Annotated in this window: 17 protein-coding genes and 2 riboswitches; of the genes, 7 read left to right on the top strand and 10 right to left on the bottom strand. The window is 65.3% G+C overall.

Annotation, left to right across the window (positions count from 1 at the left end; genetic code table 11):
• Window positions 1–91: 91 nt before the first annotated feature.
• The 5 genes from CXQ88_RS06750 to gcvP all read right to left on the bottom strand — a co-directional run bounded on the left by CXQ88_RS06750 (window position 92) and on the right by gcvP (window position 7,388).
• Complete coding sequence (locus CXQ88_RS06750) at window positions 92–1,519, bottom strand: L-serine ammonia-lyase (protein WP_104043409.1); 1,428 nt, start codon at window positions 1,517–1,519, stop codon at window positions 92–94.
• A 46-nt stretch (window positions 1,520–1,565) separates the two neighbouring features.
• Window positions 1,566–2,891, bottom strand: a complete 1,326-nt coding sequence (glyA, locus tag CXQ88_RS06755; protein ID WP_104043410.1) for a serine hydroxymethyltransferase — start codon at window positions 2,889–2,891, stop codon at window positions 1,566–1,568.
• A complete protein-coding gene (gcvH, locus tag CXQ88_RS06760; protein ID WP_104043411.1) occupies window positions 2,888–3,271 on the bottom strand; it encodes a glycine cleavage system protein GcvH in 384 nt (127 codons plus the stop codon). The genes glyA and gcvH overlap by 4 nt, the downstream gene beginning before the upstream one ends.
• A 105-nt stretch (window positions 3,272–3,376) precedes the next feature.
• Window positions 3,377–4,525 carry a glycine cleavage system aminomethyltransferase GcvT gene (gcvT, locus tag CXQ88_RS06765; RefSeq protein ID WP_104043412.1) on the bottom strand — a complete coding sequence of 383 codons (1,149 nt, stop codon included), beginning with the start codon at window positions 4,523–4,525 and terminating at the stop codon, window positions 3,377–3,379.
• Between the two features lie 10 nt (window positions 4,526–4,535).
• Window positions 4,536–7,388, bottom strand: coding sequence for an aminomethyl-transferring glycine dehydrogenase (gene gcvP, locus CXQ88_RS06770; protein ID WP_104043413.1), 2,853 nt, complete (start codon window positions 7,386–7,388; stop codon window positions 4,536–4,538).
• Between the two features lie 52 nt (window positions 7,389–7,440).
• A riboswitch (glycine riboswitch) is annotated at window positions 7,441–7,548 on the bottom strand.
• 1 nt (window position 7,549) lies between these two features.
• Window positions 7,550–7,647, bottom strand: a riboswitch (glycine riboswitch).
• A gap of 151 nt (window positions 7,648–7,798) precedes the next feature.
• Between gcvP and CXQ88_RS06775 the strand changes: the two genes are divergently transcribed.
• The 3 genes from CXQ88_RS06775 (at window position 7,799) to CXQ88_RS06785 (ending at window position 9,000) form a co-directional block, all read left to right on the top strand.
• Window positions 7,799–8,152, top strand: a complete 354-nt coding sequence (locus CXQ88_RS06775; protein WP_104043414.1) for a hypothetical protein — start codon at window positions 7,799–7,801, stop codon at window positions 8,150–8,152.
• A 73-nt stretch (window positions 8,153–8,225) separates the two neighbouring features.
• Window positions 8,226–8,585, top strand: coding sequence for a VOC family protein (locus CXQ88_RS06780; protein WP_104043415.1), 360 nt, complete (start codon window positions 8,226–8,228; stop codon window positions 8,583–8,585).
• A 130-nt stretch (window positions 8,586–8,715) separates the two neighbouring features.
• Complete coding sequence (locus CXQ88_RS06785; protein WP_104043416.1) at window positions 8,716–9,000, top strand: DUF427 domain-containing protein; 285 nt, start codon at window positions 8,716–8,718, stop codon at window positions 8,998–9,000.
• Between the two features lie 89 nt (window positions 9,001–9,089).
• On the opposite strand, the gene CXQ88_RS06790 is transcribed toward CXQ88_RS06785, so the two are convergent.
• From CXQ88_RS06790 to CXQ88_RS06800, 3 genes are all read right to left on the bottom strand, one after another.
• The gene (locus CXQ88_RS06790; RefSeq protein ID WP_104043417.1) at window positions 9,090–9,434 is read right to left on the bottom strand and encodes a hypothetical protein; all 345 of its coding nucleotides are present in this window, start codon (window positions 9,432–9,434) and stop codon (window positions 9,090–9,092) included.
• Window positions 9,435–9,938: 504 nt separating this feature from the next.
• Window positions 9,939–10,712, bottom strand: coding sequence for a GOLPH3/VPS74 family protein (locus CXQ88_RS06795; RefSeq protein ID WP_104043418.1), 774 nt, complete (start codon window positions 10,710–10,712; stop codon window positions 9,939–9,941).
• Between the two features lie 89 nt (window positions 10,713–10,801).
• Complete coding sequence (locus tag CXQ88_RS06800) at window positions 10,802–12,445, bottom strand: serine hydrolase (protein WP_104043419.1); 1,644 nt, start codon at window positions 12,443–12,445, stop codon at window positions 10,802–10,804.
• 161 nt (window positions 12,446–12,606) lie between these two features.
• Here CXQ88_RS06800 and CXQ88_RS06805 point away from each other — a divergent pair, with 161 nt between their 5' ends.
• The gene (locus CXQ88_RS06805; protein ID WP_104043420.1) at window positions 12,607–12,930 is read left to right on the top strand and encodes a hypothetical protein; all 324 of its coding nucleotides are present in this window, start codon (window positions 12,607–12,609) and stop codon (window positions 12,928–12,930) included.
• A gap of 30 nt (window positions 12,931–12,960) precedes the next feature.
• Window positions 12,961–13,434: a GNAT family N-acetyltransferase gene (locus tag CXQ88_RS06810; protein ID WP_104043421.1), complete on the top strand. Its 474-nt coding sequence runs from the start codon at window positions 12,961–12,963 to the stop codon at window positions 13,432–13,434.
• A gap of 86 nt (window positions 13,435–13,520) precedes the next feature.
• On the opposite strand, the gene CXQ88_RS06815 is transcribed toward CXQ88_RS06810, so the two are convergent.
• Together CXQ88_RS06815 and CXQ88_RS06820 are read right to left on the bottom strand one after the other, a co-directional pair.
• Window positions 13,521–13,994, bottom strand: a complete 474-nt coding sequence (locus CXQ88_RS06815) for an SRPBCC family protein (RefSeq protein WP_104043422.1) — start codon at window positions 13,992–13,994, stop codon at window positions 13,521–13,523.
• Between the two features lie 214 nt (window positions 13,995–14,208).
• On the bottom strand, window positions 14,209–15,105 hold the full coding sequence (locus CXQ88_RS06820) for an SAM-dependent methyltransferase (RefSeq protein ID WP_104043423.1): 897 nt from the start codon (window positions 15,103–15,105) through the stop codon (window positions 14,209–14,211).
• Between the two features lie 176 nt (window positions 15,106–15,281).
• Between CXQ88_RS06820 and CXQ88_RS06825 the strand changes: the two genes are divergently transcribed.
• Both CXQ88_RS06825 and CXQ88_RS06830 read left to right on the top strand, forming a co-directional pair.
• Entirely contained in the window at window positions 15,282–15,839 is a 558-nt protein-coding gene (locus tag CXQ88_RS06825) for a hypothetical protein (protein ID WP_104043424.1), read from the top strand.
• The gene (locus CXQ88_RS06830; protein WP_104043425.1) at window positions 15,836–18,700 is read left to right on the top strand and encodes an ATP-binding cassette domain-containing protein; all 2,865 of its coding nucleotides are present in this window, start codon (window positions 15,836–15,838) and stop codon (window positions 18,698–18,700) included. The genes CXQ88_RS06825 and CXQ88_RS06830 overlap by 4 nt, the downstream gene beginning before the upstream one ends.
• Window positions 18,701–18,837 lie beyond the last annotated feature (137 nt).

The following is an 18,837-nucleotide window of genomic DNA, read 5'->3' on the forward strand; positions in this document are numbered from 1 at the left end:
CGGCTTCCGCTCCACCGGGACAGCAGAGTTGCGCTGTTCAACGCGCAAAAGCTTCCGGCCTTCAGGTGCCAATGTCATTAGTCTTCTTCCTTCAGCATTCGACGACGTTGACGGCAAGGCCGCCCATCGCTGTTTCCTTGTATTTGGAGCTCATGTCCCGGCCGGTTTCGCGCATGGTCACAATGACCTCGTCCAGGGAGACGCGGTGGGAGCCATCGCCCCAGAGCGCCATCTTCGCGGCGTTGATCGCCTTCGCGGCGGCGATCGCATTCCGTTCGATGCACGGCACCTGCACCAGCCCGCCGATCGGGTCACATGTCAGGCCCAGGTTGTGCTCCATCGCGATTTCGGCGGCGTTCTCCACCTGCGCCGGGGTTCCGCCCATCACCTCTGCCAGTCCGGCCGCGGCCATGGACGACGCCGACCCCACCTCGCCCTGGCAGCCCACCTCTGCACCGGAGATGGACGCCTGTTCCTTGTAGAGGACCCCGACGGCGGCCGCGGTGAGCAGGAACTTCACCACCACGTCGTCGCGATCTTCCTGCGTAGCGTTCTCCATGCCGGGGGCAAAGTGCAGCGCGTAGTACAAGACGGCAGGGATGATGCCGGCGGCACCGTTCGTGGGTGCGGTGACCACGCGGCCGCCGGACGCGTTCTCTTCATTGACTGCCAGGGCGATCAAGTTAACCCACTCCTGCCAGTACTTCGGGTCGTGGAACTCCTGGTCCTGGCCTTCACTGTCCGGCCGTGAACTTTCCTTTTTCAGCCGGTCGTACCAGTCCGGCGCACGACGGCGGACCTTCAGTCCCCCGGGCAGCACGCCTTCGCGCTTCAGGCTGGTGGCCACGCACCCCTCCATGACGGAGTAGATGTGCAGCAGCCCCTCGCGAATTTCGGCTTCCGTGCGGCTGTCCTCCTCGTTAACCCGCATGACGTCGCTGATGCCCAGCCCGGTTTCGCGGCAGTGCTCCAGCAGCTCCGCCGCCGTCCGGAACGGCAAAGGAAGTTCCTTCTTGGACTCCTCGAGCTCGTGCTGCGCGGCGTCCTCCTCCCCCTCACGGACGATGAACCCGCCGCCCACCGAGAAAAAAGTTGCCGTATGCAGGACGTTGCCGTCGGCGTCGGACACCGTGAAGGTCATGCCGTTGGTGTGCCGAGGCAGGATGGTCAGTGGCCGCAGCACCATGTCCTTCACCCCATACGGCAGCGGAACAGCACCGGCGAGCTGCAGGACCCCGGTCTCGGCGATGGCGGCAAGCCGCTCCTCCACCTCGTCGGGCAGGATCAACTCCGGGTGGAAGCCCTCCAGCCCCAGCAGGATGGCCGTCATCGTGCCGTGGCCGTGTCCCGTCGCCGCGAGCGACCCGAACAGGTCCACCCGCAGCGACGCCACGTCCGCCAGCTTGCCGAGGCCCTTGAGCTCCTCCGCAAAAACGGCAGCAGCTCGCATCGGCCCCACAGTGTGCGAACTGGAAGGGCCGATCCCAATGGAGAAAAGGTCGAAGACACCAACAGCCATGGTGGTTCCTAACTGGAGAGGTGGTGGTTGGGCCCGGAGTTCCGGATCAGGCGAGGTTCGTGACTGACGGGTACAGCGGGTGGGCGGCGGCGAGGGCCTCCACCCGTGAGCGCAGGCCCGAAAGGTCCGTGCCGGCGTCGGCCGTCAAAGCCTCGGCGATGATGTCCGCAACCTCGCGGAAGGCTGCTTCGCCGAACCCACGCGTGGCCAGCGCCGGGGTGCCGATGCGCAGGCCGGAGGTGACCATTGGCGGGCGCGGGTCGAACGGGACGGCGTTGCGGTTGACGGTGATGTCGATTTCCGCGAGGCGGTCCTCGGCCTGCTGGCCGTCGAGTTCGCAGTTGCGCAGGTCAACCAGGACCAGGTGCACGTCGGTGCCGCCGGAAATCACGCTGATCCCCTGGGCGGTGACGTCCGGCTGGACCAGGCGCTCAGCCAGGATCCGGGCGCCGGCCAGGACGCGCTCCTGGCGTTCCTTGAACTCGGCGGACGCTGCGATTTTGAACGCCACGGCCTTGCCCGCGATGACGTGCTCCAGCGGGCCGCCCTGCTGGCCGGGAAACACAGCCGAGTTGATCTTCTTGGCGATGTCGGCGTCGTTCGTCAGGATGATGCCGCCACGCGGACCGGCGAGGGTCTTGTGCGTGGTGGAGGTGGTGACGTGCGCGTGCGGCACCGGCGACGGGTGCAGCCCGGCGGCCACCAGCCCGGCGAAGTGCGCCATGTCCACCATCAGATAGGCACCCACGGAATCGGCGATGCGGCGGAACTCCGCGAAGTCCAGCTGCCGGGCGTAGGCGGACCACCCGGCCACGATCAGTGCGGGCTTGGTCTCCTGGGCCAAGCGCTCCACCTCGGCCATGTCCACGGTGTGCGTGTCCTCGCGGACGCCGTAGGGCACCACGTTATAGAGCTTGCCGGAGAAGTTGATCTTCATGCCGTGCGTGAGGTGGCCGCCGTGGGCCAGGTTCAGGCCCATAATGGTGTCGCCCGGCTTGATCAGTGCATGCATCACCGAGGCGTTGGCCTGCGCGCCGGAGTGCGGCTGGACGTTCGCGAACCCGGCGCCGAAGAGTGCCTTGAGGCGGTCGATGGCGAGCTGTTCGATCACGTCCACGTGCTCGCAGCCGCCGTAGTAACGCTTGCCCGGGTAGCCCTCGGCGTACTTGTTGGTCAGCACCGAGCCCTGCGCCTGCATCACCGCGACGGCGGTGTGGTTCTCGGAGGCGATCATCTCCAGGCCGTCACGCTGGCGGGTAAGTTCGTCGTCGATTTTCGCTGCGATCTCCGGATCCAGCGCCGACAGGTCCGCGTCGAGGGACGGGGACACTACCTGCTCGAAGGCTGCTGTTGTAGCAGCGGCGCCGCTCACAGCTCGCCGCCGTTTGCTGCCGCGTACTCTTCAGCCGACATCAGCGGGCCTTCTTCCGTGACGGCCACCTTGAAGAGCCAGCCGGCGCCATAGGGATCGTTGTTGATCAGCGCGGGGTCGGAGACCACTTCGTCATTGATCTCGACGACCTCGCCCGTGACCGGAGCGTAGAGGTCGGAGACGGACTTGGTGGATTCCACCTCGCCGCAGGTCTCCCCCGCGGTCACGGTGGAGCCAACCTCGGGCAGGTCCACGTACACGATGTCGCCCAGCGCCTCGGCAGCCACAGCGGAAATCCCAATGTTGGTGGGGCCGGATCCGTCAACAGCAACCCATTCGTGCTCGGCGGAGTACTTCAGTTCAGCAACAACTTTTGCCATGTGTATTTCCTTCGGTTCGTATTTCTAGAAGTGAGAGAGCGTCGGCCCAAACCCGGCATCAAATGCGAGAGCGTTGGGCTAAAACGCGCATCAAGTGAGAGAGCGTTACTTTTGGCGCTTGTAGAACGGGAGCTCGACTACTTCGAAGGGCTCCGGCTTGCCGCGGAGGTCGATGTTCAGGGCGGTGCCGGGTTCGGCGTGCTCGACGTCGACGTAGGCCAGGGCGATCGGGTAACCGAGGGTGGGGCTTGGCTGGCCGGAGGTCACCTCGCCCACGACGGTGCCGTCCTTGAGGACCGGGTAGTGGCTGCGGCCGGCGCGGCGGCCCAGGCCTTTGAGGCCCACGAGCTTGCGGCCGGACGTGGAACCAGCGCCAAGTGCCTTGAGTTCCGCCAGCACGGCCCTGCCGATGAAGTCCGACTCCTTTGTCAACGAGACAACCGGACCCAAGCCGGCAGCATAGGGGTTGCCCTCGCGGGAGAGTTCGTTGCCGTAGAGCGGCATGCCGGCTTCCAGGCGGAGCGAGTCGCGGCAGGCCAGGCCCGCGGGAATGAGACCGTGGCCGGAGCCAACTTCCAGCAGGGCATCCCACAGGCCGGCGGCGTCCTCGTTCGGGATGTAGATCTCGAAGCCGTCCTCACCCGTGTAGCCGGTGCGGGCCAGCAGCAGCTCCTGGACAGTGCCGTTGACGATAATCCCTACCTCCACTGCGGCGTAGTACTTCAGCTCGGTCACCAGCGAGTGCTGCTCGGCGGGGACCAGCGTCAGCAGGATGGCCTCGGCGTTCGGTCCCTGGACGGCGATGAGTGAGGTCTCGGCGGACACGTCCTCAACGGTTACGTCGAAGTTGGCAGCCCGCTCGGCCAGAGCGGCGGCCACCACAGCAGCATTGCCGGCGTTGGGGACCACCAGGTACTTCGCTGTTCCGTCCGCAGCCGCGGGAAGGCGGTACGTGATGAGGTCGTCGATGATGCCGCCGTCTTCCTGGCAGATCAACGAGTACTTGGCCTTGCCCACGGCCACGGCGGACAGCTTGCCGGCCAGGGCGTAGTCGAGGAAAGCGGCGGCGTCGGGGCCGGTGACCCAGACTTCGCCCATGTGGGAGAGGTCGAACAGACCGGCGGCATTGCGCACGGCGTGGTGTTCGGCCAGTTCGGAGTTGTACTTCAGGGGCATCTGCCAGCCGCCGAAGTCGGTGAAGGAGGCGCCGGCGATCTTGTGCTGCTCGTAGAGCGCGGTGTAGTTCTCAGTCATCACGGAATCCTTAGTTCTCAAATTCAGAAAGCGGAGGGCAGGAGCAGACCAGGTTGCGGTCTCCAGCTGCGCCGTCGATGCGGCCGACAGGCGGGAAGTACTTGTCCTGCCGGAGCGAGGCCACCGGGAAGGCGGCTTGCTCACGCGGGTACGTCCGGTTCCAGTCGGAGGAGACGACGGCGGCTGCCGTGTGGGGTGCGTTGCGCAGCGGGGACTTTTCTACGGTGAAGTCGCCGGCGGCCACCTGGTCGATTTCCTTGCGGATGGTGATCATTGCCTCGATGAAGCGGTCGATCTCCGCGAGGTCCTCGGACTCCGTGGGTTCCACCATGAGGGTTCCCGCCACCGGGAAGGACAGCGTCGGGGCGTGGAAGCCGAAGTCGATGAGCCGCTTGGCCACGTCTTCTGCGGTGACGCCCGTCTTCGCCGTGAGCTCGCGCAGATCAAGGATGCACTCGTGCGCCACGAGTCCGCTCTCGCCGGTGTAGAGAACCGGGAAGTGCTCGTCGAGCCGCGCGGCAACGTAGTTGGCAGCCAGGAGCGCGGACTTGGTCGCCTCTGTCAGGCCCTGGCCGCCCATCAGCTTCACGTATGCCCAGGAAATCGGGAGTACACCGGCGGAACCAAAACGGGAAGCGGAAATCGCAACGCCGTGGCCTGCTTCGTGCGCCGCCTTATTGGCATCACCCGGCATAAACGGCGCGAGGTGGGCCTTGGCAGCAACGGGCCCAACACCGGGTCCGCCGCCGCCGTGCGGAATGCAGAACGTCTTGTGCAGGTTCAGGTGCGAGACGTCGCCGCCGAACTTACCGGGCTGGGCCAAACCGACGAGAGCGTTCAGGTTGGCGCCGTCGACGTACACCTGGCCTCCCGCTGCGTGGATGGCATCGCAAACTTCGCGCACATCGGCGTCGTACACGCCGTGGGTGGACGGGTAGGTGATCATGATGGCCGAGAGGACGTCCCTGTTGGCCTCGATCTTGGCCTGCAGGTCAGCGTGGTCGATAGTGCCGTCGGTAGCAGTCGCTACCACAACAACCTTCATGCCCGCCAGGACGGCCGAGGCGGCGTTGGTGCCGTGCGCCGAGGCGGGGATCAGGCAGACATTGCGCTGCGCCTCACCGCGGGAGTGGTGGTAGCCGCGGATTGCGAGCAGGCCAGCGAGCTCGCCCTGGGACCCGGCGTTGGGCTGGATGGACACCTGGTCGTAGCCGGTGATTTCCGCGAGGTCAGCTTCCAGGCCGGCGATGAGTTCACGCCAGCCGGCAGTCTGGGAATCCGGTGCGAATGGGTGGATCGAGGCGAACTCGGGCCAGGAGATGGCTTCCATCTCAGCCGTGGCATTCAGCTTCATGGTGCAGGAGCCCAGCGGGATCATGGTGCGGTCCAGCGCCAGGTCGCGGTCCGAGAGGCGGCGGATGTAGCGCAGCAGCTGGGTTTCGGAGCGGTGCGTGTTGAACACCGGGTGCTGCAGGTAGGTGGAGGTGCGCAGTACCGACTCAGGCAGCTCGAACCCGGCAGCCTCCGCAACGGGACCGGCGCCGAAGGCGACGACAACCGCGGAAAGGACCTCCGGCGTCGTGGTTTCATCGACTGACACGCCAACTGTGTCCGCATCGATGAGGCGCAGGTTGATGCCGCGCGCTTCCGCGGCGGTGATCACCTTGGCGGCCTTGCCGGGCACGCGGACGGTGAGGGTATCGAAGAAGGTCTCGGACACCAGGTCGCGGCCGGCGGTCTTCAGCGTGGTGGCCAGGGCACGGGCGTTGTTGTGGACAGTTTCGGCGATCGCCTTCAGGCCGTCGGGGCCGTGGTAGACGGCGTAGAAGGACGAGACGATGGCCAGCAGTGCCTGCGCGGTGCAGATGTTGGAGGTGGCCTTCTCGCGGCGGATGTGCTGCTCGCGGGTCTGAAGGGCCAGTCGGTAGGCGGGGACACCGGCGTCGTCCTTGGAAACGCCCACGATGCGGCCGGGGAGCGTGCGCTCCATGCCCTGGCGGACGGCCATGTAGGCGGCGTGCGGGCCGCCGAAGAACAGCGGGACGCCGAGGCGCTGGGTAGAACCGACGGCGATATCCGCGCCCTGCTCGCCCGGCGGGATGATGAGGGTGAGGGCCAGGAGGTCGGCGGCGACGGTGACCAGGGCGCCACGGTCTTTGGCCTCACCGATGACGGCGGACTGGTCCCAGACGCGGCCGGAGACGCCGGGCTGCTGGAGGACCACGCCGTTGATGTCGCCGTCGGGCAGTCCGTTGGTGAGGTCGGCGATTTCCACCTCAAAGCCGAGGGCTTCGGCGCGGCCCAGCACGATGGCGATGGTCTGCGGAAGGAGGTCGGCGTCGAGGACGGTCTTGCCGTCCTTCGCAGTCTTGGACTTGTTGGCGCGGCGCATCAGCAGTACGGCCTCGGCGACGGCGGTGGCTTCGTCGAGGAGGGAGGCGTTGGCAACCGGGAGTGCCGTGAGGTCCTGGACCATGGTCTGGAAGTTCAGCAGCGCCTCGAGCCGGCCCTGGGAAATTTCGGGCTGGTACGGGGTGTAGGCGGTGTACCAGGCGGGTGCTTCGAGGATGTTGCGGCGGATCACCGGCGGGGTCACGGTGTCGTAGTAGCCCTGGCCGATCATCTGCACGGCCATCTTGTTCTTGCCGGCGAGCTTGCGGAGCTCGGCGAGGACCTGGACTTCGCTCAGGGCGCTCTCGAGGGTGAGGGGTTTGTCCTGGCGGATGGAATCGGGGACCGCGCTGTCGACGAGGCCATCGACGCTGTCATAGCCGATGGCCTTGAGCATGGTGTCGAGGTCGGACTGGCGGCGCGCGCCGATATGGCGGTCTGCGAAGGTGGTTGGGGACGATTGAACCGTCATGAGAGGAACTCCATAATTCAGGTGGCGCCGGAGCACCACGTTGATTCGGGTTCCTCCCCGCTCTGTATTGGACCTGAGAGTTTTGCGTTGCCCTGCTGTTTCGCAGAACGCCACTTGCACCGTCGGTGAGCCCGGTAGCCCGGACTGCTTTCCAGAGTTGCCTTGCCGCGGCGGTACGTGGGCCTGAGAGATTCCTGGGGAGGATTTGCTCCTACGGCGCCTGCAGAACGTACCGGCAGGACTCTCCCGCCGCAGATCATCAGCATGTGCCACTGGTGGGTGACACGGCTCACACCCTACCGGGTTCCGTGGCGGGATGCAAAACGTGGGGTTATTGGACCGGGCGGAAGCTGACACGCGGCACGGACTACGGGATGATTGAAAACCGATGAAAGGCGGGTGGAGTCACGATGACCAGCCACACCATTGCCGTCCACATCACGGTGGACGATCAGTCCCACCCCGCTGCGGTCTCCGAATTGCTCGCTGAGTTGTCGTCCCGATTCAAAGAGGTAACGCGGTCTGAATTCATGCCGGGCGGACAGCGCTGGGGCGGCGCGGAAACGCTCAACGTCCGCCGGGTGAAGACCGCCGCCGACGTGGTGGCCGTGTCCGCCCGCGATAGGAGGCATTTGGCGGCCCAGCTGGAAGTCGCAGTGGCACATCGCGAAGCCGGCTACGGCGAGGCTGAAGTAGTTGCGCTGTGGGAGTTTGCCAACAGCCTTGCGCGTACTCTCCGGATCAGCGGATCGGACTGGCTGTAATGGCTTGATGCGAGCTACTGCTTCTTGCGGTTGGTTCTTCGGCGGACGTGCGCCCCAAGACTAGGCTGGGCGGATGTTGACCATCGGCAGCACCGTCCTTGGCGTCAATGACGTCGCCCGCGCAACCGCATTCTGGCACGCCGCCCTCGGCTACGTCCCGCGGGAGCCCGGTGACGAAACGTGGGTGACCCTGGTGCCGGCGTCGGGTCCGGGAGCGCAGCTCGCACTCATGCTGAGCGAGACCCCCGCCCAGGACCGCCCGCGCATCCATCTTGATCTGTATGCGGACGATCAGGCGGCTGAGGTGGAACGACTGGTGTCACTCGGCGCCCGACGCGTCGATTGGGACCTGTACCCGGAGGACGCTGACTTCGTGGTCCTGGCTGATCCTGACGGGAACCGGTTCTGCGTCATCGACAAAAGCCCGCGCTAGCCGCGCCGTCGAGCACTCCCTGATGCTCCGCCCGCTCCCCCTCCCGGGAACAAGCGCGGCCGCTGCACCGTTGGCATCCCTACAACCGGGCCGCATTCTCATGCGGCAGCAGTCAACAGAACGGAACCACATGGCCAGGGCTATCTGGAACGGAAAAGTCATCGCCGAATCCGCGGACACTGTTGTGGTGGAGGGCAACCATTACTTTCCGCGCGACGCCGTCAATGCCGGCTACCTGCGGGACAGTGACCACTCTTCGTTCTGCCCGTGGAAGGGCACGGCCAGCTACCACACGCTCGAAGTGAACGGGAAGCTGAATGTGGACGCGGCCTGGTTTTACCCTGAGCCCAAGCCGCGCGCAAAGCAGATCGAGGACCGGATCGCGTTCTGGCGCGGGGTCACCATCGAGGCGTAGAAGGCGGATCAACGGACGACGGCGGGACTTCCCGCCGTCGTCCGTTGCCTTTGCAGGGCCCTCCATCGCGCCCTGGTGTGCCTGCTTGGTTAGGCGGCGAGCGGCATATCGAAGAGCTGCTCGGCAAGAATGATCAAATGGCGGGGAGCATCACCCTCTTCGCCGGGGTGCCCGTGGCCCAGGAACAAGGCAGTTCCGTGGATCGTTTCGTCGAGATCGATGCCTGCTTCGCGGATGAGGACTTCCGCCCTAAGATTCTCGCTATGCCTGGCCCCTTCGCTGTCCACGTAGGCGTGCCAGTCGGTGCCTGCGATATGCCCTATGTCCCCTGCGGCCACTCGCTGCAGCGCTGCCACATCCAACTCCACCGATCTGATGTGGACCGGTTGGACGAGGCGGGCGGGGACCACCAGGGCATTGAAGGAAGTGTTCATGTGGTGTCCTTGAAACTCAGGGCTCTGCGCGGCGTCTGTTCGCCGCTGGGGTGACGCGGGCAGCCGAGCGGGCTAGGAGTCCCTCATTCGGCTGCCCGGTCCTGTTATCGCTGGTTTTTGCGCGGCTTTACGAAACTGATTTCACTGTTTTCGCTTTTGGCTCTTTTGTCCGCCCTTTTTTCGAGGATCGACTTGCCGACTTTTTTAGCGGCGCCGCTTTTCGGGGATTTTCCTGACATCGGAATCACGCCTTTCGATAGCTTTGCGTTACCCGATACCATACCTACTTTTATTTTTAATGCCAGTCCACTGAAAAGCGGCTCCGCAGGCTGACGGCCCGCAGGAGCACTGAACTGTTGGCATGACCAATTCGGTTATGCACCTTTCGCGGTCTTGACCAAACGTCCTTTATATAAGTTTTCCAGTCAAAGCTGGCAACACAATTTGGAACGCAGAATTTGTTTTCCCTTTTGGGGCCGAGTGGCGCTAACTCCAGCCCTGGCATTACAGGGTTGCGGCTTCCTCTTCCGCCAGCCTGATCATTCGAAGCTCGTCCTCCACGGCGCGGGACGGCCAGTAGTCCTTCGACAGCTCGCTCGCCCGGATTCGATCTGCCTCCGGGAAGAGCTTGCCGAGCAGTCCGGCTGCCTGAAGCAGGGCGATCAGCACTATTGTCCTGGGGTCGGGCGCCTTGGAAGTGGACTTGGCACCGGGAGCGTTGGCAACAGGCGCGTTGGCACCGGGCACCATGGCTTCCGCCGTCACCGCATCAAGTGCCCCCTCCTCGGTCGCGGAGGTATCCGGAGCCTCGAGGTTGGATGCAGGACCGCTGAGTGCGGCCTCGATCCTTTTCAGCAGAGCCGCCTCCGGAGCATGGTCCTTCTCCGGGAACCGCACGGCCCGGAACCGGCCCAAGTGCTTTTCACCCACATGTTCCACGATGCCCAGCGACACGAGCCCATCGTAGACACGCAGCACTTCGGCGCGGCTCTCCAGCACCGAGACCCACCATTTGGGAGTGTGGGGCCGGGATTTGCTGCGGATAAGCTCCAATTCACGCTGGAACTCGGTTTCGGGAGTTGTTCCCGTGACCCTGACGCGATGCCCTTGCAGTTCGATTGCACCGAGAAGGTCGAGTTCGGCCAATATTGCCCCGGCCACCGTGGACCTGAGTGCGAACAGCGGCACTTCGGGTTTGCCGTTCATGTCATTTGTTGCCAGGAGGAGGAAAGCCTGGGGAAGGCTCAGCTCCACCGCTTGAGGTGTTGCAGCATCCATACCACCATGGTGCGCCCGTCACAAGGCCACAACAATGAAATTTTCCCTGACGACGGCGGGACGTCCCGCCGTCGTCCGTGTCCGGAGCCCTACGAGACCCGCGTGAATGTCCCCAGCCCGGTCCTGTCGTAGAAGTCCAGCGTGACTCTTTGCGGGAAACCGCCGTTCACTCCGGCAAACAATGCACCCGCCAGGCCGTTGGCGTTCTCGCCGATGGATTCGAAGCTGAACGTGTCGCCGTCGAAGTGTGTGAGCGGGAACGCTGTGGGACTGCCGGTCGGTCCTAGTCTCATGATCAGTTTTCCGCCTTCCTCGAGGACCACAAGCGGGCCATAGTAGGCGTTGTCGAAAATGCCTGTGTAAGTACTGTTCGCTCTGGCCGGAGCGGGGTTGGGCGGAACTTTGGTGTAGTCCACCTTGGGCTTCTCGGACTCATCTATCTGCTTGAAGACACCGGCGGTAAATGCCAGCCAATCAACCGTGGGCGATCCGTGCTGTGCCGTATCGAGGAAGCCCGCGGCGATGGCCTCCGGGATTCCCTGGGGGCGTCCGTTAGTCAGGGCCACAATGCCCAGCTGTTCGCCGGGAAGCATCGAGACGGCGGTGGCGGCGCCGAGATTGAATGCGCCGGAGTGTCCCAGCTGGACACGGGCCTGGTCGTCGTAGGAGACGTTCCAGCCCAGCCCGTAGAAACGGGAGCGGGCAGCCGGGGCCGCCGCCGCCCCGGAGATTGCATGGGGAACGCGGGTTGCTTGGAGGGCGGCGGGATCGATAACGGACTGACCCTCGTAGCTGCCGTTTCCGAGCTGCAGCCGGAGCCATCGCGCCAGGTCCCGTACCGACGAACTCGCGCCTCCGGCCGGAGCCTCCGGATCGGCGTTGCGGCGGTATTTGGCTGCCCACTCCTTGTTCCCCAGCGGCACATGAATGATGGCCTTGTTGGTGGCTTTCTCGTAGTCGGAGTGACGGTAACTGCTCGCGGACATCCCCAGAGGCCGGAACAGGACCTCGTCGGCCAGGTCCTCCCAGGTCATGTTCATCGCGTCGGCTGCTGCCTGGCCAGCCTCCGTGAAGCCGAAATTGCTGTAGTTGTAGCTGGACCGGAACGTATCAAGGGGCTCCTGGTTGAGATGGCCGAGGATATACTCACGATCGAATCCGAGGTCCTCCAGCAGATCACCCGACCCCGTTCTCAGCCCGCTGCGGTGCGACAGCAGATCAGCAAAGGTGGCGTTCCGCGTGACGTAGTCATCCTTGAGCGCAAAGTTCTTGTTGTGCCCAATGACGGCGTCGGTCCAGTTGACTACCTTGCGTCCCACCAGGGCCGCCACCACGGTGGACGTCAGGGGCTTGGACACAGAAGCCACCTGGAACACCGTGTCCGGAGTAATCTCCTCCGGCTTCCCCACCTCACGGACCCCAAAGCCTTTGGAATACACCACCTCGTCCCGGTACACCACGGCTACCGCCATGCCCGGCAACCCCGTGCTCTCCATGGCGCCCTGGATCTGTCCGTCCAGCTTGCCCACGGCATTGGTAACTTTGGGCAGGTCCAGCAGTGGTTCGACCTGTCCCGGCGGAGCCGGGAGCAGTGGCGCCGACGTCACTGACGCTTGCTGTGCAGACCGGACGGTGCAAGAGGACAGCAGCGGCATGGCGGCGACTCCGGCCGCCCCCATCCCGGCCGCCTTGAGCACCGTACGTCGGTTCGGGAAAACGGAACCATTATTCATCTCGAATCCTTGATCCTTGGGCATGAGTGCTTTCCGCAGGCCCAGCCTTCCCGACAGCCTTAATGGTGAACCCCGCGCTGCAACCAGACAATGGCTGCTGCGGAAGTTGGGCGGGCTTAAGCTATTACCAGCACGTCCTTCCAGCCTCCGGGAAGTTCAACATGGACACTGAAACCGCCGATGTGACCGGTCATGATGTCACCACCATCGTCTGCGTGTGCGGCAACACCGTCAGCCAGGACGGGTTGATCCAGGCCAACTCACAGGGCGTACCCGTTTACGCCGGAGGAGATACCCCGGCCCCAGCGGAACTCGCCGCCTGGCCCGCCGACGAGGACCTCTACACTCTGTGCCCTAAGTGCGGCCGGGTGTACCGCGACTCCGTGATTGAAGAGACAGGAACCGCGCCCGTTGCTTTCCGGGTCGACGCCGCCGCCAGCCCGATCGCAGAGGCCATCCGGGTCCACTGGAACCTCAGCACCTAGGCGCGGCCGTCAACCCGGTAAATTTAGACGATGATTTCCATTGACCGGGACGACCCCGCACGCGGGGATGTCCACAAGCTCCTGAGCGAGCACCTGGCAGACATGTTCGCCACCTCGCCGGCCGAAAGCGTTCACGCCCTGGACCACTCCGCGCTGTCCGCCCCGTCCATCGCGTTCTGGACTGCCCGTGAGGACGGCGAACTGCTGGGCTGCGGCGCACTGAAGCTGCTGCACTCCCCTTCCGGGTATCCCATCCACGGCGAGATCAAGTCCATGCGCACCACGACGAGCGCGAGGGGACGGGGCGTGGCCACCCTGATGCTCGGGCATATCGTTGAGGACGCCCGGGTTCGGGACCTCGAGCGGATCTATCTTGAGACCGGCACCGAGGAGTACTTTGCTCCCGCGCGGCGCCTGTACGCCCGAAACGGCTTCACCGAATGCCCGCCCTTTGCCGACTACACCCTGGACCCCAACAGCGTGTTTATGGAACTCCGCCTGTAGCGTGCCCGAAGAGGGGAAGCGGACGACGGCGGGTGGCCGCCCGCCGTCGTCCGCTTCAGGAAGTCTGGACTCGGCAGCGCCCGCCTCTAGAACTGCCCGGTGGGGCCGCTGTCCTTGACGTCGCCACGCCAGGCGCCGGTTTCGGTACCGCGCGATTCAATGAACTCCTTGAACTTAAGCATGTCGGCCTTGACCTGCATCTCGTCGATCTTCAGTGCCGCGCCTGCCTTTTCAGTCAGGGTTTCCGGCGCCCACTCGAAATGGACCTTGACCTTCGTGTGGTTGGCATCCAGCGGCGTAAACCTGATGATGCCGGCATGGGACTTGCCGTCGGTGCTCCGCCAGGCGATCCGGTCGTCCGGTTCCTGGTCAACGATCTCCGTATCGAATTCCCGTTGAACACCGCCCACTTTGGTAACCCAGTGGTTCGTGGTGTCGGTCAGCTGGGTTACGGATTCCACACCGGACATGAACTGCGGAAAAGATTCGAACTGGGTCCACTGGTTGTACGCGGTCCGCACGGGAACGGCGACATCAACGGTCTCTTCAACGTGTTCCATTGCTTCCTCCTGTCATGACGGACGGCCGCAACGACGGACCGGCAGTACTTGCCGTCCTGCCAGTCAGGCAGCCGCCACCTCTGCACGATAAGTCCGGCGGCTACCTGTGTCCAGACCTTCGGAATTCCCCGGGCGCGCGTCCACCTTGAGACCGGAACGAGGACTACTTCACTCCCTAGCAGTGACGATGACCAGTGGCGAGATATGGATTGACTCACCCCTCTGAGGCTGGCTCCTGGTGCATTGATATGCCGGGTTCGCGTGGCGCCCCGTTCTCCCTCGCCTTCGACAACGTGAATATCCCGTAGCGCATCGCACCGGTGCGGTAGGCCAGGATCAGGCGGGGAATGCTCAGAACGAAGATGCGATTGCGTGCGCCAAGGGCGAGGCGGCGGGTCTCCCTGTCGACGAGCAAGGCCTTTACAAGTCGGCGGGCGCAGAGAGTCCATGTGCGGGCTACACGGCGGCTGACATCCTCATAACCAACGATCTCAAAACCCGCTGCCAATGCCATCGCCTCATACTCCTCGCGCGTGCCCATCGAGGGCAGGCGCCCTTCGCGGCAGATCGGCTCGAGCAGGTGGCGAGCCTTCCAACCGCCGGCATCAGTCTCGGCGAGCCACGCGCAGACGACGAAGCGGCCGCCGGGCGACAGCACGCGATGCGCCTCGGCGAAGAACCTGGGCTTGTCCACCATGTGCTCGCTCGACTCGATGGCCCATGCGGCATTGGCCGAGGAATCGGGCAGCCCGTTGACGAGCCAGTCGCGGAGATGGATGTCCACGTCGGGTACGGGATGCGCGGCGGCGTAGTCGGCCTGCTCAGCGGAAATCGTGAAGCCGGTAACACGGACCTTGCGTGTCGCCGCGAGCTGCCTTGCGGTGGAGCCATAGCCGCAGCCGATGTCGATGCACACCTCGCCGGGCATAAATCGCAACCGGTCGCCGACCAAGTCGACCAGCGCCTCAACGGCCTCGGCGGGCGTCTCGCGACCCGTCGCCCATAGGCCGTGATGGACATGATCGCCCCACACTCGACGATAAATGGGATCGAGCTCGTCGTAATGATCCGCAACCGCCACGGCGTTCTGGGAAATATCGGGGACGATCACGCCATCACGTTACAACGCCGATCCATGCCATCGGAAGGGTAGGGAACGGACGACGGCGGAACCTCCCGCCGTCGTCCGCTTTGCGTTATGCGGCGCGCCGGCCAGCTGGCTCGGAGCCTGACGTCATACAACGGACGGCCTCCGGATTCGGACAAGCAACGCCCTACCCTTGATAAGTGACTTTGACTAAGATCCGCACCGCCGCCGCGAGCTCACTCGCCGCCGCAGGTCTCCTGTTTACTCTCGCCGCCTGTTCCGCGCCGGGCGCCACCCAGCCCACTACGTCCGCACCGGCTTCGACAGCAGCGGCTTCAGCCAGCGTCGACACGGGGCCCTGCGCCGGCGTGAAGGTCATCGTTGATTCCGGCTCCCTGGAGCAGGCCGCTGCGGACAAGTCCGTCTGCGTGCCCGTGGACGCTGCGACTCCCGCTTCGAAGGTGCTCGAAGAGGCCGACGTGAAGACCGTGGGCACCACCCAGTACCCCACTGAACTGGTGTGCCGGGTGAACGGTGTTCCCGCCGCGGACTTCGACATCACCCACAAGGGGGGCACCTACAAGGAAGAATGCAAGGGCATGCCCGCTGCCTTTGCCTACTGGTCCCTCTGGGTTAAGCCGGCGTCCGGTGCCTGGGCATACGCGCAGGAAGGCCTCGCTACCCTGAAGGTGAGCCCGGGACAGAGCCTGGAACTGCTCTACACGGTCGACGGCGAACCGGCTGCACCCGCAGCATGACCTTTCGACCCGCGCCGTTACGCGCAGCGGCGGCTCTCGCCGTTGTATTCATCGCGGCGCGGGTCATCTACCGCATCCTTTTCAACGGGGCGGGCCTTGGTGGGCCGGTCCTGCTCGACCTGCCGGCCATGCGGCTGCCGGCACCGTACGCCCATGTGGTCTTCCTTGGCCCGGTCACGGGGCACGGCCTGTGGGAGGCGGTCCTGTCCGCCCTGCCGATCGCCGCGATGTTCCTCGCTTTCGGCCTGCTCAATGCCTGGGTGGACGTGGCCCGCGGCTTCGTTCACCTGGCACGCCGCGGCCCCATGCAGGGCGTAGCCCGCATGCTTGTGGTGGCGTGGGCGGCGCTCCCAGCGCTTTCCGACGCCGTGACCTCCGTACGCCTGGCATTCCGTTTGAGGGGCGAAAAGTTTGGACCCCGCGCCCTGGTGCCCGTGCTCGAGCGCACCCTCGAGCACGCGGCCCGTGTGGCCGCGGCCCTGGAGTTGCGCGGCTTCGGGAGCCGGGCAGGACACCAAGCAAGGAACGACGACGGCGGCCCGCTTCTCATCCGGGACGCACAGTTCCGCGTTGGCGACGCGAGGGTGATCGTCTCAGACTTCACCCCGTCCAGCGGGTCAATAGCTGTCATTACCGGCCCGACGGGCTCCGGGAAGTCCACCATCCTGCGGGCCATTGCCGGCCTCCTCTCCCACGTCGACGGTGGAGAAATTTCGGGCACAGTGCGCGTTGCCGGAGCGGACCGTGCCACCACGCCGCCCCGCGATACCGCCCGCTACATCGGGGTCGTCCTGCAAAATCCCCGTGCAGCCTTCGCCAGCACCCGGGTGCGGGACGAGATCTCCCTCGCGCTCGAGCTGCGCAGTGTGGCTTCCGGGACCGCCAAGGCCCGAGTGCTGGAGGTCGCCGAGCGTATCGGAGTGTTGGCGCTGCTGGACCGAAACGTCAGTACACTCTCGGCGGGTGAGGCGACGCTCGTCGCGATCGCCGCCGCGGTGGTGGATCATCCCGCCCTACTCCTGGTGGATGAGCCGCTGGCTGACCTCGACACCGCAGCACGCGCACGCGTCATCGCGGTACTGAACGCCCTCGCCGTCGACGGTGTCTGCGTCATCGTGGCCGAACACCGGGCGGAGGCGCTCATACCGGTTGCCGACTCGTGGTGGACCATCGACGACGGCGACCTGGTGCCGGGTGCCGCACCGTTGCCTTCCATCCTTGCTGAGGCCCGCGCAACGCCCGTTCCGGACACCGAGCAGGCGCCCGTGCTGACGGCGACAAACCTCGCGGTGCACCGCAAGGGCAAGCCACTCGTGCGCGAAGCGTCCCTGACCCTGCGGCGCGGTGAAGTGGTGGCCCTGGTGGGTCCGAACGGGGCCGGAAAGTCGTCCCTGCTGGTGGCGCTCGCACTGGGTGACGGCATTGGTGAAGGAGCGGGCCGTGTAAAGATGTACGACGGCGGTCGGGTCGCCCTCGTGCCGGACGCCTCGGACGACCTGTTCACCAGGGATACCGTTGCAGCAGAGCTCCGTGCGGCGGAGCGGCGCCAGGCTCGCCGAAAGAACGGTGGCCAGCCTGCGCCTGGCACTGCAGCTTCGCACCTCGCCCGTCTCCGTGGTGACGTTCGGATTCCCATCGGACACGAGCATCCCCGGGACCTCTCCGCCGGGGAACGCAGGATCCTTGCCATCGCGCTGCAGACCATGGATGCCCCGCAGGTTCTCCTGATCGATGAGCCCACCCGCGGCCTCGATCCTGAGGCGCGCTTAGCAGTCGCGGCAGCACTGCGGGCGGCAGCGGACGCCGGCGCGGCGGTCCTCATCGCCACCCACGACCTCGACTTTGCCCGTGGCCTCGGTGCCCGGATCCTTCCGATGCGTGACGGCGTCGCGCCCTCATTCGAGACAGAAGCCACCCCGGCTGCAGCGGCCGCTACCGTCCCAACAGCACAACCTCCCGGAGCGCCACGCAGCACCGCACAAGGGGTCACCGAACCCACAGACTCCCAGGGCGCGGCAAGAAAGTCCCGCCTCCGGATGCCGCGGGGAGTCGAGCTCGCCGTCCTCGCAGCCGCCAACCTGGTAGCCCTCGCCGCGTTCTGCTGGCCGCTGCTCGCCACGGCCCTCCCGCAGGACGCCGCCGCTGCCCTCCCCTACGCGGCGCTGGCCATTGCGCCGCTCGCCGCCGTCGCCATTTTCGTGTCCCTCGACGGCTCGGTCCGCTCGGCACACACGGTGGCGCTGCTCGGCGTCCTTGCAGCGGTAGGTACCGCCGTGCGGGTGGCGAGTACCGGCGTCGGCGGCGTTGAAGCGGTCTTTATTCTGCTGATCCTGGCCGGCCGGGCGTTCGGTGCCCGTTTCGGGATGCTCCTCGGTGCGGCCACCATCGCGCTTTCGAGCGCTTTGTGGGGTGGCATCGGGCCGTGGACGCCGTTCCAGGTCTTCGCCTGTGCGTGGGTGGGCGCGGGGGCCGGCCTGCTCCCCCGGCAGGTGCGGGGCAAAGCCGAACTGTGGATGCTGTGCGGCTACGGCGTAGTGGCGTCCTACGCGTTCGGCCTGCTGACCAACCTGTGGTTCTGGCCCTTCGCGGTGGGCTCCGGCACCGGCATCTCGTACGTGCCCGGCGCGCCGCTGACCACCAACCTGAGCAGCTTCCTGCTGTATTCGCTGGTGACGTCGACGGCGGGCTGGGACACCCTGCGTGCCGTCACCACGATCATTGGAATCGCCGTGGTGGGACGGGCCATTCTCGCAGCACTTAGGCGCGTGAAGCCGGTCTCCAGCGCCGGCGGACGCGTGAGCTGGCACGCCGCAAAGGCTCACTCCTCACAGGCCAAGGACCGGCTGCAACTCGAAGTCTGAGGACACCCCACACGCAAGCCGCACACCGTTGCCGCGGTCCGCGTGGTTCATAGCTCGATCTGGTCAAAGGGGTTCGCGTTGGGGGACAAAAATTAGGGGGCGGAATAGGGGGCAGTTCACGGCGACATCGTTGCTCT

This window comes from Arthrobacter sp. ZGTC412, from assembly GCF_002929215.1.
Lineage (GTDB): Bacteria > Actinomycetota > Actinomycetes > Actinomycetales > Micrococcaceae > Arthrobacter.